The 13,349-nt window shown below is 61.4% G+C and carries 12 protein-coding genes; 3 read left to right on the top strand and 9 right to left on the bottom strand.

All coding sequences use genetic code 11. The features are described 5' to 3' along the window. Positions 1 to 16 precede the first annotated feature (16 nt). Positions 17 to 916, top strand: coding sequence for an NAD-dependent epimerase/dehydratase family protein (locus XCSCFBP4642_RS0119425; protein ID WP_029221235.1), 900 nt, complete (start codon positions 17 to 19; stop codon positions 914 to 916). A 142-nt stretch (positions 917 to 1,058) separates the two neighbouring features. After that, the gene (locus XCSCFBP4642_RS25975) at positions 1,059 to 3,083 is read left to right on the top strand and encodes a hypothetical protein (RefSeq protein ID WP_029221234.1); all 2,025 of its coding nucleotides are present in this window, start codon (positions 1,059 to 1,061) and stop codon (positions 3,081 to 3,083) included. 68 nt (positions 3,084 to 3,151) lie between these two features. On the opposite strand, the gene XCSCFBP4642_RS0119415 is transcribed toward XCSCFBP4642_RS25975, so the two are convergent. The 9 genes from XCSCFBP4642_RS0119415 to XCSCFBP4642_RS0119375 all read right to left on the bottom strand — a co-directional run bounded on the left by XCSCFBP4642_RS0119415 (position 3,152) and on the right by XCSCFBP4642_RS0119375 (position 12,021). Continuing rightward, positions 3,152 to 3,544, bottom strand: coding sequence for a GtrA family protein (locus XCSCFBP4642_RS0119415; protein WP_029221233.1), 393 nt, complete (start codon positions 3,542 to 3,544; stop codon positions 3,152 to 3,154). After that, positions 3,541 to 4,836, bottom strand: coding sequence for an NAD(P)/FAD-dependent oxidoreductase (locus XCSCFBP4642_RS0119410; RefSeq protein WP_029221232.1), 1,296 nt, complete (start codon positions 4,834 to 4,836; stop codon positions 3,541 to 3,543). The genes XCSCFBP4642_RS0119415 and XCSCFBP4642_RS0119410 overlap by 4 nt, the downstream gene beginning before the upstream one ends. A gap of 23 nt (positions 4,837 to 4,859) precedes the next feature. Next, on the bottom strand, positions 4,860 to 5,804 hold the full coding sequence (locus XCSCFBP4642_RS0119405; RefSeq protein WP_029221231.1) for an NAD-dependent epimerase/dehydratase family protein: 945 nt from the start codon (positions 5,802 to 5,804) through the stop codon (positions 4,860 to 4,862). A 1-nt stretch (position 5,805) separates the two neighbouring features. Beyond that, a complete protein-coding gene (locus XCSCFBP4642_RS0119400) occupies positions 5,806 to 6,534 on the bottom strand; it encodes an SDR family oxidoreductase (RefSeq protein WP_029221230.1) in 729 nt (242 codons plus the stop codon). A 2-nt stretch (positions 6,535 to 6,536) separates the two neighbouring features. Continuing rightward, positions 6,537 to 7,838 (bottom strand): FAD-binding oxidoreductase, encoded by a 1,302-nt coding sequence (locus XCSCFBP4642_RS0119395; RefSeq protein WP_029221229.1) that lies wholly within the window; start codon positions 7,836 to 7,838, stop codon positions 6,537 to 6,539. Next, entirely contained in the window at positions 7,838 to 9,226 is a 1,389-nt protein-coding gene (locus XCSCFBP4642_RS0119390) for a UbiA family prenyltransferase (RefSeq protein WP_029221228.1), read from the bottom strand. Before XCSCFBP4642_RS0119390 ends, XCSCFBP4642_RS0119395 begins: the two co-directional genes overlap by 1 nt. A 102-nt stretch (positions 9,227 to 9,328) precedes the next feature. Beyond that, positions 9,329 to 10,315, bottom strand: coding sequence for a lysylphosphatidylglycerol synthase transmembrane domain-containing protein (locus tag XCSCFBP4642_RS0119385; protein WP_029221227.1), 987 nt, complete (start codon positions 10,313 to 10,315; stop codon positions 9,329 to 9,331). A 15-nt stretch (positions 10,316 to 10,330) separates the two neighbouring features. Next, positions 10,331 to 11,275 carry an electron transfer flavoprotein subunit alpha/FixB family protein gene (locus tag XCSCFBP4642_RS0119380; protein WP_029221226.1) on the bottom strand — a complete coding sequence of 315 codons (945 nt, stop codon included), beginning with the start codon at positions 11,273 to 11,275 and terminating at the stop codon, positions 10,331 to 10,333. Further along, a complete protein-coding gene (locus tag XCSCFBP4642_RS0119375; RefSeq protein ID WP_029221225.1) occupies positions 11,275 to 12,021 on the bottom strand; it encodes an electron transfer flavoprotein subunit beta/FixA family protein in 747 nt (248 codons plus the stop codon). The genes XCSCFBP4642_RS0119380 and XCSCFBP4642_RS0119375 overlap by 1 nt, the downstream gene beginning before the upstream one ends. 232 nt (positions 12,022 to 12,253) lie before the next feature. Between XCSCFBP4642_RS0119375 and rfbB the strand changes: the two genes are divergently transcribed. Next, positions 12,254 to 13,309, top strand: coding sequence for a dTDP-glucose 4,6-dehydratase (gene rfbB / locus XCSCFBP4642_RS0119370; RefSeq protein WP_029221224.1), 1,056 nt, complete (start codon positions 12,254 to 12,256; stop codon positions 13,307 to 13,309). Positions 13,310 to 13,349 lie beyond the last annotated feature (40 nt).

The raw sequence follows: 13,349 nt of genomic DNA, 5'->3' as shown, positions 1-13,349 counted from the left end.
CGAGGAAATTGAGTCGATGACGCCGACTGCATTGGTCACCGGAATCGAAGGCTTCACAGGGCCTTACATGGCGCAGGAGCTGAAGGCCATGGGCTATCGCGTTCATGGCCTGCGCCGCCACGGAGAGTCCGGAGCGGATCTCAGCGCGGTTGATCTGCTGGACCGCGGAGGCCTTGGTGACGTGATGGAGCGCGTCAGGCCGCAGGTGGTCGTTCATCTGGCAGGGATCTCGCACGTCGCGCATAGCGACGTGTCTGCGATATACCAGGCCAACGTGGTCGGTACGCGTCACTTGCTGGATGCGCTTGCTAACCTTAAGCAGGCCCCCGCGTGCGTGCTAATAGCCAGCAGCGCACACGTCTATGGCCCGTCGTCGCATGCATTGTTGACTGAGCAGTCACCGATGGCGCCGTTCAACGATTACGCGGTTAGCAAGGTGGCGGCCGAGTATGTCGCACGCCTGTACATGGATCGGTTGCCCATCGTGCTCGCCCGGCCGTTCAATTACATCGGCATCGGTCAGTCGCCATCGTTCTTTGTCTCCAAGGTCGTTGACCATGCGCACCGCGGAGAACGTGTGCTGCGTTTGGGGAATCTGGATGTGGAGCGCGATTTCACTGATGTTCGCGATCTGGTCAGATGCTACGGATTGCTTATTGAAAGCGGTCTGCGTGGCGGGGCGGTGAACGTGTGCAGTGGGCGCTCGGTCAGTCTGCGCAGCGTCATCGAACTTATCGAAGAATTGGCTGGAATCTCGTTCGACATCCACAGTGACACTGAGTTGGTGCGTGACAAGGAAGTCAATCGCTTGGCCGGTTCGAACGCTCACCTCATTGCACAAGTCGGTGGGTTCGCGTTCCGGCCGCTGCGAGAAACGCTGGACTGGATGCTACGGACGCCACGATCGGAGTGCTAGTCCGAGTCGAAAGGAAGGGTGGCGCCATCGGCCACTCACTCGTGGCCAGCGGTGCCACACGGTCGGTGGCCGGGAGCGCGCAGACTCTGTGACAGACATTGAAATCATAACGATAGCGCGCGGCGGCAATGCCAGGAGCACCATGATTCGCAAACGCCTTTCCACCACAGCTCTGCTGTCCGTCGCCGTCTTCGCGGCGATCGTTGCTGCTGCTCTGTTCGCCAAGGCGTCGTTCTTCTTTCACGACGACGTACTGCCATTCACCGACTACGCTTCTAACGACATCCTGGTGACCTGGGCCAAAGACTGGCTACTGTGGCACGGTAACTACAGTCGGGTGGGTTTCTACCACCCCGGTCCGTTCTTCTTTCAGCTCATGGCGTTGTCGGAGATCGCATTTCATGACATGTTGCCGATCTTCCACACACCGTTTGCCGCCCAGGTCTTTGCGACACTGTGCATCTGCGCATGCGCGATTGCGTTGGTATCCGCACTGCTGCATAGGCTGACCGGCCATGTGTCCACTGCGCTGGTCGGTACGGCCGCTTATGCAATCGTGCTGCTGCTGGCCAAAGCCTACAGTTTGACTGCGCCGTGGCCTCCGTTCCTCTACGTGGCGGCATCCACCTTCCTGAGCGTTGGATTATGCGGTTTGCTGCTTCGAGGATGGCGCTGGCTGCCGTGGTTGATTCTCGGCGCCGGTGCAATGGTGCATGGCCATGCCAGCTTTGTTGGGTTGGTTCCGATCATCTGCGTCGTTACGGTTCTGGGTGTCGCCCTTGCCATGCGTTTGCGCTGGCTGCCGAGACCACCTGTCACGATTCCGCCCCCGTCGACGATCGTGGTCAGCCTGGCGCTGATCGTGCTGTTCCTGTTGCCGGTTCTGCTGCAGACTTTCAACTATTGGCCGGGAGAATTTCCCAAGTACTTCGCTTTTGCCGGGCACCGCGCGCCTAATCCAGCATTTGCCGTGGTGCGCTATGTATTCGATTTCATGCCGCTCTGGGGCATCGTGCTTCCACTGGTCGCGCTCGGCGCCTGGTTGATGCGTGGTACGGAGAACGCGCGTGCGGTTCTCGTCGGGCTGCTGGTGCTGGCAGCTGGTCTGGTCGCGGCACTGTTGTATGGTCGCAAAGGCGTGGACGATCTTCAGTATCGTTATCTGGAATACTGGTTCGTGCCGCTCTACGCTATCCTGGTGGCGATTACCGCCGCTTGCATGATCGAGTGGTCGCAACGGGCGCATCGTGCTGCCGGTGTCGTCATCGCCGTTTTCGCGATCGGCGGTGTCGTGTATCTGGGATCCCAGTCCGAGGAATTGCTGCAGAATCCCGCGTCGGTGAGCGAAGCTCCATATCGCAATGCTTTGCAGGCCATCACCGCCAGCGCAGGTGGCAAGGTCGTCGAACTGTCCATCGATCGAGAGGGCGGCTGGGATGTGGGCTGGTCGGATACTGTGTCGCTATTTGCATACGCCAATCGCGTGGGGCATGGCAAGGCGCAGATGTGTATCGCTCCAGAGTCCTGGCATCTCCTGTTCCATACACAGTACCGGTGTCCCGAGGCAGGTCGGCGCGCTCGGGTGTTGGTCAGCGGCAAATTTTATGCCGAGCGCAAGCAGATCGTCGCAACCACCAATGCGCGCTACTACGTTGGCGATAGTAGCCACGCGCTGGTCAGGGAGCCTGGATCGGGCAGAGTAGGTGACGAGTCACTGAGGTCGGATCTGAAATTGAGCGCGATGGACGTGGCCATCGCGATGACGCTGCAAGGTGAGCCGCTCTTGGAGAAGGGAACCGGAACGGTGTCGATGCGTATACGCATCGACAATCGCGGCGGGACATCATTGGCTGGCCGCGGCCAGTATCCTGTCAATCTCGCTGTCGTGCAGTTGCCAAATGGCAGAGGCGGTATTGATGCGATGCCGCGCGTTGAAGTGCAGCGTATTCCCTTGCCGGGATTAGCACCGGGGGCCGCGGTGGAGATGCCGCTGACGGTGCCGTTGTCCCGCTTCGCGAAAGGCGCGGTGGTCCGACTGGAGTTGGTGCAGGAAGGCGTGGCCTGGTTCACCTACGACTACGGTCTGCCGCCGCTGGATATCGGTCCGTTGCAGACGTGCAAGGATCAGCCCGAGCGCTTGTGCGAAGGAGCGGCGCTGGTTCCGTAGGTCGGCGCACTTTTACCTTAAGAAACAACAGCGCGTGACGCGGTGTGTGGATCCGGCCATCGGTGCCTTCACTGCGCCCGGAACGAAAGATACTTGTGACCGACGAAGCTGGTGAACACCGGGAACACGACACCGATGGCGTGCGCCAAGGTTTCGGCCGTGTCGCGGCTCGGTAGCCAGAGGGTCAACCAGCGAGAGAGCAGAAGGCTGATCACTACCGTCTGCGCCACGGCGAACAGATTGATCAGCACGAACCACGCCACTTGCGTACCCACTGAATTGGTGGGGTTCTTGAAAACGAATGCACGGTTGAGTGAGAAAGCGGTGATCATGCCGATGATGTAGGCGATCACGATCGCTGGGACGTAAGCCAGTACATAGCTCAGTACGATACGCGAACCGAAATTCGCCGCAGCGGCGATGCCGCCAGCGGCGAGAAACAACACGACCTGCCGCTTCATCCGTTCATCGCCTCGGCCGCGAGTTGCTGCGCGGTGGCGATGCTCTCGTTGATCGAGCGGTCTTCCGGATAATAATAGGCCGTATCGGCCATGTAGAAGCCGCGCAGCGGTGTTTTCATCGGCGGCAGCATGCCCTGGAATCCGGGCGGGCAGATGGTTTGCGCATATTCGTAGCGATGGCAATGGGTTGCGCGGATCCACTCCGGCTTGAAGTCTGGATTGATCATCGGCAAGTAGCTGATGACTTCGTCGATCAACCGCTGGTTGCTCCACTGCCACTTCGGGTGGGTCTTGGGCATGTAGTAGGGCGCGTACACGATGTGCTCGCCGGGGCCATTGCCGGGGTTGAGGTTGCTGTACTCGATCAGGCCTGGGATGGCGATCCGGTCGTCGCTGATGTTCATCCAGAAATTTTCGCTGACTGGCTGGGACAGCTTGAGGATCACGCAGGCAACCGGAATATTCTCGATGGTGCCGATCTGGTCGGCGAAGGCCTTCGGCAAGCCGGGCACCATCCTGGGTACGTACTGGATCGGCGCGGTGGACACCACGCCGTCGTAGGCTTGGTGGCCATCGCAAGTGCGGATGCCGGTGACCTTGCCGTCGGTCGAGGCGACCTCGTCGATCGGTCGCGACAGCAGGATTCGGCCGCCGAGACGTGCAACTTCTGCCGCCATGCGTTCCAGCAAAACAGCCGAGCCGCCCTCAAGATAGCCCATGCTTTCATTAAGAAGATTGCGCCGCGACAACGCCACGCGCTTAATGCGTGTGCCGATCCACGAGGCGGACAGGTCGTTCTGGTACTCGAAGAACTTCAGAGCGAACGCCTTCTCCCACATCACCTTGTAGGCTTTGGGGCCGATCCAGCGGGTGATCCAGTCGCGCGCGTTCTGCTTGTCCAGCGCAGTCCAGTCGCTGATGCCCTTGGTATGCATGACGTGCAGGGCGTAGCGGATCTTGTCGACCAGGCCCAGATGCGGGAAACCCAGCAGAGCGAACGGCGTCCCCCATTTGTGCAGCTTGCCCTGGTAGTAGTAACCCATCTTGGTGTCGGTCCAATGCAGGTGATCGGACAGCTTTAGATTCTCGAGCAGTTTGAAGAGCGGAAAGTCGGTCTTGCAGATGAAGTGGTAATAGCGCTCGATGCGCAGGCCGTTGAAATCGAAGTCCGCTGACATGCCGCCGATGCGGTCGTCGCGTTCGTACACGTCGACCTGGTGGCCCTTCTTCAGCAGTTCCATGGCGGCCATCAGGCCCATTGGGCCGCTGCCGACGATCGCGAATGTACTCATAGTTTTAAGTCTCGTATGACGGTTCAGCGCTTGAGCACAATATGGCTGTAGCGCGGGTCGGTATAGCTTTCGCGGATCGCGTCCTCGAACGGCGTTTGTCGCACTCCGAACACCGCTTCGGTATCGACGCCCTTGAAGTCGTCGCCGGCGCTGAGCGCCTTGAGCTGGTCGGCGGTGAATGGTGGCTTAGAACTGAAAAGCGAATACACACGCAGCAGAAAGGCGAATAAGCCGATCGGGATATGCAAGATCAGGGTATGCAGTTTTTTAACCCGCTTGATCGTCTTGATGATGTCGACGTAGTCCACGCGCGTATCGCCAACGATATCGTAGACATCGCCGTCGGGCTCGCGTTCGATGCACTTGGCGATGCAACGGCAGAAGTCGCGCTCGTACAGCGGCTGGCGCATGAAGCGGCCATCGCCCGGAATCGGGAACACCGGCGTCCTGGCCATGAAGCGCGACAGCCAGCCAAGGTGTTTAGGATCGAACCAGCCGAACATCAGGGTTGGGCGTAGCACGCAGTGGAGCAGGCCGCTGGCGACCACCATCTCTTCCTGTGCCCGCTTGGTGTTGGTGTAGTCGTCCTTGGCCACCGAGTTCACCACCGAGGAGCTGATGTGCACCAGATATGGTACCTTCGCCGCGCGGCAGGCATCGAGCACGTGCGCTGTCGCAGTCAGATTGTTGCGGGTGAATAGGTCAGTGGTCTTGCCGGTGATCTGCGCGTGCAACTGGGCGACGCAGGCTGCACCCCCGAACTCGCGTGCCCAGTCGCCGGGCTCGGCAAGGTCCGCCTGCACCACGCGCACTGCCGGGTGCAGCTCGCGCAGGATCTGCAGGTTGTGCGCGTGTTTGTCGATCGCTACCAACTGGGTGTAGCCCTGCTGTTCGAGTTCGACGATTAGGTTCTGGCCGACCAGGCCCGCGGCGCCGGTGATGACGATCTTGGCGTGTTTGTCCGTCATGTCAGAGCTTGATCCTGCGAAAAATGAATTCCGGGATATTCTTGATTACCAGCATGATTACCCACCAGAAACCAGGCAGGTAAGCCACAGCGCGACGGCTGTCCACTGCGCTGAGTATCCCCTTGGCAATCTGGTCCGGCTTTGCCCACAGTGCGCCCTTTTTGAAGGCCGCAGTCATGGGGGTGTCGACGAAGCCCGGCTTGATCGTGACGACGTTGATGCCTTGCGGGCGCAGGCGTTGTCCCAGACCGCTCAAGTAGGCGGTCACAGCGGCCTTGGCACTGCCATAAAGGTAGTTGCTGGCTCGGCCGCGATCTCCCGCCACAGAAGAAATGACTGCCAGCGTGGCACCCGACGTCAGTCGCGGCACAATCGCTGCGCACAGCGCAATCGTGGAGGTGCCGTTGGTGGCGAATTCGCGCAGCGACAGTTCGACCGATGCGTCACACGCAGCCTGATCCGGCAGCGTGCCGTGTGCGATCAACACGACATCGACACCGCTCAAGGCAGCCCAGGCTGCATCCAGAACTTCGCCATGATGCGCATTGTCGTTGACATCCAGCACGCCGATGCTGCTTCGGGCGCCGCGGGTCGTCAGGTCGGCCGCAATCGCTTCCAGGCGAGTTGCCTGCCGGCCGAGCAAATGGATCGCCGCCCCGCGCGCGGCGTAGCGTCGGGCGGTTGCTTCTGCGATGGCCGAGGTGGCACCGATGATGAGGACGCGTTGCATGTCTACTCCGTGACCCGGCGCCAGAAGCCGGATGAAAAACGTGGATCGAGATAGCCACTGAATTCGCTCCAGCGGCCATAGGCGCGCTGGAACGAATGCGCGGCCATACGTGCGTCTTTTGCAGGGTACAGAGCGCCGCCTGCCTCGTCGACGACGCGGTCGAGTCGCTCAAGCAGGCGGAGTACGTCAGCACCTGTATTGGGAAAGTCCAGTGCCAACGTCGTCCCGGGCCTCGGGAAAGACAGCATGCCGATGGAAGGCGTGTTGCCGAACTCTTTCAGCACTGCCAGGAACGAGCCGCGACCACTGCGCGCGATCTCGGCTAGTAGCGCGTTGACCCCATCCCGTGCGGTTGCGGGGGGCAATACACATTGATACTGCAGAAAGCCGGACGGGCCATACATCCGGTTCCAGTCACGGATGCCGTCCAGCGGATAAAAGAACGGCAACAGATGGGTGACAAAGCGTTTGTGCGGAGCGGGTTGGCGCCAGTAGTAAACCGCGTTGAAAGGCCGCAGGGACAACTTGTTCACCAGCGAAATCGGTGGCGTGACAGGCATGGACACGCCTGCGCCTGGCGACGTTGGTCGCTCCTGGGCAAGCCCGGTGCAGTGATCGGCGCGGGTGAAGTGCCCGCGTCCACGCGCCTTGCCACTTGCCAGACAATCGATCCAAGCCACGCTGTACTCGTGGCTTTCGGCAGATGCCGCCGACAACTCGAAGAATTCATCGAGTGAGCCGAAGCGGATGTTCTCTGCTTCCAGCGCGGGACTGCCGACACGGCGCAACTGAATTTCCGCCCAGGTGATCAGGCCGGTCAGGCCCAGCCCTCCCACCGTGGCCGCAAACCAGAGATCGGCGTCGTCCGGGGTGCATAGCCGCCGCTCGCCGTCGCTGCGCAACAGCTCGAATGCGCGCACATGATGGCCAAAATTGCCGGTACGATGATGGTTCTTGCCGTGCACGTCGTTGGCGATCGCCCCGGCGACGGTGACGTAGCGCGTGCCGGGCGTCACTGGCAGAAACCAGCCTTGCGGCAATACCAGCTCGATGATCTCGGCAAGGGTGACTCCCGACTCACAACGCAAGACACCATTACCTGGATCAAAAGCGATGAATCGATCAAGCCCACGTGCGCACAGCAGTGCACCATCCGGGTTCAGGCAACTGTCGCCATAACTGCGTCCATTGCCACGAGGCAGGGCATGGCCGTCGAATGCCGGCAGGCTTGCCGCGCGATCATGGACCGGTAGCAGCGTCTGGTGTGCTCTGGGATAGCGCCCCCAGGACTGCCCCGCTGCCATCAGATGGCGCTCAAGGCAAACAACCCGCACAGCACGACAACAATCTGGCTTACGCGATCAGTGGCAGCGAATACGATAGGGTCATCATGCATCTCCCCCCGATGGGCGATGATCCAGACCCGGCTCACCCAGTACAGCAGCACCGGACACACCAGCCATAGCAGCTTGGGATTGCGGTACAGCGCCACGCTCTCGGGGCTATTGATGTACAGCGCCATCACCATCACCGCGATGTAGCCAGCCGCTGCACCCATCGACTGCAGTAACGAGAGGTCCTCGACCGAATAGGCGCGGCCACTGGCCTTGGTCTTGCCGCTGCTCAACATGGCATGCAGCTCGGTGTACCGCTTAAGGAGGGCCAGCGACAGGAACATGAACATCGAAAATGCCAATAGCCAGAACGAGAGTTCGACGCTGATCGCCATGGCGCCGCCGATGATGCGTACGGTGTAGAGCGCTGCGAGCAGTACGACGTCGATCATCACGATGCGTTTCAACCGCAGTGAGTACGCCAATGTCATGACGTAGTAGGCGATCAGTACCAGGGTGAACTCGATGCTGCATGCCAGCGACAGCAGGAGGCCGGCTACGGTCAGCGCGGGGGCAACCAGCAGACCCTGCAAAAGAGGAAGTCGACCTGCCGCGAACGGGCGCTTGCGCTTGCGGGGGTGCTGGCGGTCAGGCGTCAGGTCCAGCAGATCGTTGAGCACATAGACGCCGGAGGCGCATAGCCCGAACGCCACCAGCGCAATTGTGGATTGCACCACCGATTCCAGATTCAGGAAGCGGTGCGCGGTCAGCAAGGGAACGAACACCAGCAGATTCTTCAGCCACTGATGCAGGCGTAACGCCTTCAGCCATGCACGGGCGCGCGGCGGCGCCGGCCAATGCGCATGCACGGTCGTCCGCTGCGCAGCGGCCTTGGCAAGTGCGACGCCATTGTTGACGACCCAGGCGCCACCGGCCCTTTCCCACACGTGTAAATCCACACTGCCGTTGCCTGCGTAATCGAAACTGCCCTGACCAAACGCGTCGACCAGCACCTCTGCCTTGTTGCGACCAGACAGATTGCGCTTTCCATCACTGGCAATGACCTGCTCGAAAAGGCCCAGATGCTCTGCAATGGGCTGCACCAGGAGTGCGTCGGAGGCGGTGCACAACACGCGCGGGCGTTGCGTTGTGGTGCGCAACAGCTCTAGCACCTGGTGGTTGTAGGGCAGGGTCTCTGCCGGCAGGACGACGCGGGACGCAAGTTCGCGCTTCAGCACGGCCTTGCCACGCAACAGCCACAGCGGCAGCAAGAACACGTAGAGCGGGTTTCGCGCCAGCAACGCCAGCACCGACTCATAGAGAATGTCCGAATTCAAAAGCGTGCCATCCAGATCCACGCACAAGGCGCGTCCCGAAACAACCGGACGGGTGGTGCTGTTGGTAGGGGCGGACATCGACTGCCTGGCGATCCATTACGGGGCGCCGATTATACCTGCCAATCACCGAGCTCTCTTACGAACGGCGAATTCTGCAGAAAGCATGGACACTGCACCGACGAGTATGGCGTACCAAAGCGTCACCAGGCGCGCCGCGACAGCGACCGCAATAGCGTCTGCAGTAGAAATTCCGAGCCGATTGAGCATCAATACGATGGCCAGTTCGGTCGAGCCGACGCCACCGGGAACAAACGACAGTGCGCCGATCAGCATCGCAAGTGGGTAAATGCCGAACGCGACAGTAGGCTCCAGTTGCAGGCCCATGCCGACGCAAAGGCTCACGAACACCGCCGATGTCAGTCCCCAGGCGATGAACCCGGCAAGCATGCTTTGCCCGAACGCAGGTAGATCCAGGCAGCTACGCAATTCCAGCGCTGCCGCAAGGAAAAAATGCGCCAGTCGCCGCAGCCAGCGGCCGGGAAGGCGCGCGCTCACGCCTTTCAGGTTGTCCAACAACGTGGGCCAGGCGGCTGCGCCGAACAGCGCGCAGACAAATCCCAGCACAACTGCAGCTAGCGCGCCCAAGGTGGGGAATACTGATGCGGCCAGCAGGGACAGCGACAGGATGACCAAAAGGTCGGATGCGCGCTCGAAGACGAAGACACCCAATGTGCGCTCGGCGGGAATGCCCATCCGCGCGAAGTAGCGAATTCGCATCAGTTCGCCTGCCTTGCCTGGCGTAGCGGTCAGTGCGAAGCCCGCCAAATAGCCAGCCAGGCCAAGCCCCATTGGTACGCGATGCCCTTTGCGACGGAGCAGCCATTGCCAGCGCCAGTACCGAAACAGGTACGTCAGCGATACGGGCACGATTGCGAGCAACATCAGGTGCCAGGCGTCACACAGCCGCGAAAACGTCCCGTTCCCGTGGTCTACCCAGACCAATGCGGCGATATAGCCGCCGCATAGCAGCACAACGAAGCTGACCAGATAATCCAGACGGTGCCGCGATGTTGCGGCACCGTTGATGCGGGAAGATGAAGGCGCATCCATTGCAGCAGACGGGCCTCAGCCCAACGCAGCCTCCAACTCCGGCAGCAGCGCAAACAAATCCCCCACCAGCCCGATATCGGCAATCTCGAAGATCGGCGACTCCGGGTCCTTGTTGATCGCCACGATGGTGCCGGCGTCCTTGATGCCGGTCAGATGCTGGATCGCCCCTGAGATGCCGATCGCCACGTACAGCTCCGGGGCAATGATCTTGCCGGTCTGGCCGACCTGCAGCTCGTTGGGCACGTAGCCGGCATCGACGGCAGCACGCGAGGCGCCCACGGCGGCGCCGAGTTTGTCGGCCAGGCTGTAGATGTGCTGGAAGTTCTCTGCCGAGCCCACGCCGCGGCCACCGGAGACCACGCGCTTGGCGCTCTGCAGGTCTGGGCGGTCGGAGCTGCCGGCCGCCAGGCCGATGAAGCGGCTATGCGTCGGCAGGGTGGCATCGACCGTGACGGACTCGACCGCCGCACTGCCGCCTTTGGCCGCTTCCGGCCAGGAGGCGCTGCGCACGGTAGCAACCACGATCTGCTCGGCCGGTGCCTTGACGGTGATGATGGCGTTGCCTGCATAGATCGGACGCTTGAAGGTATGAGTGTCCTCGACGGCCATCAGGTCGGAGATCTGGTTGACGCCAAGCAGTGCCGCAACCACCGGCATCAGATCCTTGCCGAAGGTGGTGGAGGGGCCGAAGACATGAGTGTAGCCCTGGCCGGCCAGCTGGGCGATCTGTGGTCCCAGCACCTGCGCGATGGCGTGCTCGTTGGCGGCATTGGCCACGGTCAGCACGCGGGCGACGCCGGCCAGCTGTGCGGCCTGCGCTGCAACGGCGGCCGGGTCGGCTGCCAGTACGACCACGTCGATGGACTCAGCAGAGATCGCCTGCGCGGCGCTCAGGGTCTTGGCGGTGGCCGCATTGAGCTGGCCGTTGAGATGTTCGGCAACAACGAGAACCTTGGCCATTACAACAACCCCTTCTGCTTGAGTGCGGCCACCAGTTCGGCGGCATCCTTGACCATGACGCCACGGCTGCGCTTGGATGGCGCGGCGTAGTGGGCGGTGATCAGGCTGTCATGTGTATCCACACCGAGGTCGGCAAATGCCAACGTTTCCAATGGCTTGCTCTTGGCCTTCATGATGTCCGGCAGCTTGATGAAGCGCGGCTCGTTCAGGCGCAGATCGGTGGTGATGACTGCCGGCAGGTCCACTTCCAGCGTCTCCAGGCCGGCATCGACTTCGCGGGTCACCGTGGCCTTGCCATCGGCGACCACCAGCTTGCCGGCGAAGGTCGCCTGCGGGCGACCCCACAAGGTGGCCAGCATCTGGCCGGTCTGGTTGGCGTCGTCGTCGATGGCCTGCTTGCCCAGGATGACCAGGTCCGGCTGTTCCTTCTCGACCAGCTTGAGCAGGGTGCGCGCGGCGGTCAACGGCTGGATGGCCGCGTCGGTGACCACGTGGATGGCGCGGTTGGCGCCCATCGCAAGCCCGTTGCGCAGGTGCGCGGCCGCATCGGCCGGGGCCAGGGTGGCGACCACCACCTCGGTGGCGATGCCGGCGTCGCGCAGGCGCAAGGCCTCTTCGAGGGCGATTTCGTCGAAGGGATTGGGCGAGAGCTTGACGCCGTCGGTGACCACACCGGAGCCATCGGGCTTGACCTGAATGCGGACGTTGTAGTCCACCACGCGCTTGTAGGCGACGAGGATTTTCATCGTGTACGAGATCCTTCAGCTGTTGCGGGAAGGCCCGGCCGCGGCGGCAGGCTCGGGAGTGGGGCCATTCTAACCGGGGAGGGCTCACCATGCGATGGCGTATGGATGACCGGTTGCTTGAACGTCCTTCCGCTTGGCGTGCGCGGATGTTCTTTAAGGCTTGCGCGGCATCCAGCATATATCCTGTGTGGTTATTGAGCCGCGTGCGGCACGCAACCAGGAGAATGTGGCAGTGGCAACTTGGCTCGTAACCGGCGGCGCCGGCTTCATCGGCGGCAACTTCGTCCTGGAGGCGGTTGCCCGCGGCGTCCGGGTGATTAATCTGGATGCTCTCACTTACGCTGGCAACCTGAACACCTTGGCGTCGATCGAGAACAATCCGGACCATGTTTTCATCCGGGGCGACATCGGCGACCGCGCGCTGGTGACGAGGATACTGGCTGAGCACCGTCCCGACGCGGTACTGAACTTTGCCGCTGAAAGCCATGTGGATCGCTCGATCGACGGTCCCGGTGCGTTCATCCAGACCAACGTGGTAGGCACGCTCGCCTTGCTCGAGGCAGTGCGTGATTACTGGAAGGCGCTACCTGATGGGCTTCGTGCCGCCTTCCGGTTCCTGCACGTTTCCACCGACGAGGTCTATGGCTCGTTGGGTGAAACCGGCAGGTTCACCGAAACCACACCCTATGCGCCGAATTCGCCGTACTCGGCATCCAAGGCGGCGTCGGACCATCTCGTGAGAGCATTCCACCATACCTACAGTCTGCCGGTACTCACCACCAACTGTTCGAACAACTACGGTCCGTATCACTTTCCGGAAAAACTCATCCCGTTGGTGATTGCCAAAGCGCTGTCCGGCGAGTCTTTGCCGGTCTACGGAGACGGCAAGCAAGTACGCGACTGGCTATTTGTGAGCGATCACTGTAAGGCGATCCGTACAGTGCTGACGAAGGGCCGGGTCGGTGAGACCTACAATGTCGGCGGCAACTCCGAACGCCAGAATATCGAGGTGGTACGGACCATCTGCATGCTGCTCGATCAGCAGCGTCCGCGCGAAGACGGCCGACCCCGCGCAAGCCAGATCATCCACGTCACCGACCGTCCTGGGCACGATCGCCGCTATGCGATCGACGCGTCCAAGCTGAAGAATGAACTGGGGTGGGAGCCGGCTTATACCTTCGAGCAAGGTATCGGATTGACGGTGGAGTGGTATTTGAGCCATGAGACTTGGGTGCAGGGCGTGCTGGATGGCAGCTATCGCTTGGAACGCATTGGCGCAACAACCTGATGCAGACCCTGGCGTTCAGCGCCTGCATTCGTGACAAGTA

It is taken from the genome of Xanthomonas cassavae CFBP 4642 (assembly GCF_000454545.1).
Lineage (GTDB): Bacteria > Pseudomonadota > Gammaproteobacteria > Xanthomonadales > Xanthomonadaceae > Xanthomonas > Xanthomonas cassavae.
This window is presented reverse-complemented; position numbering and strand designations above follow the sequence as displayed.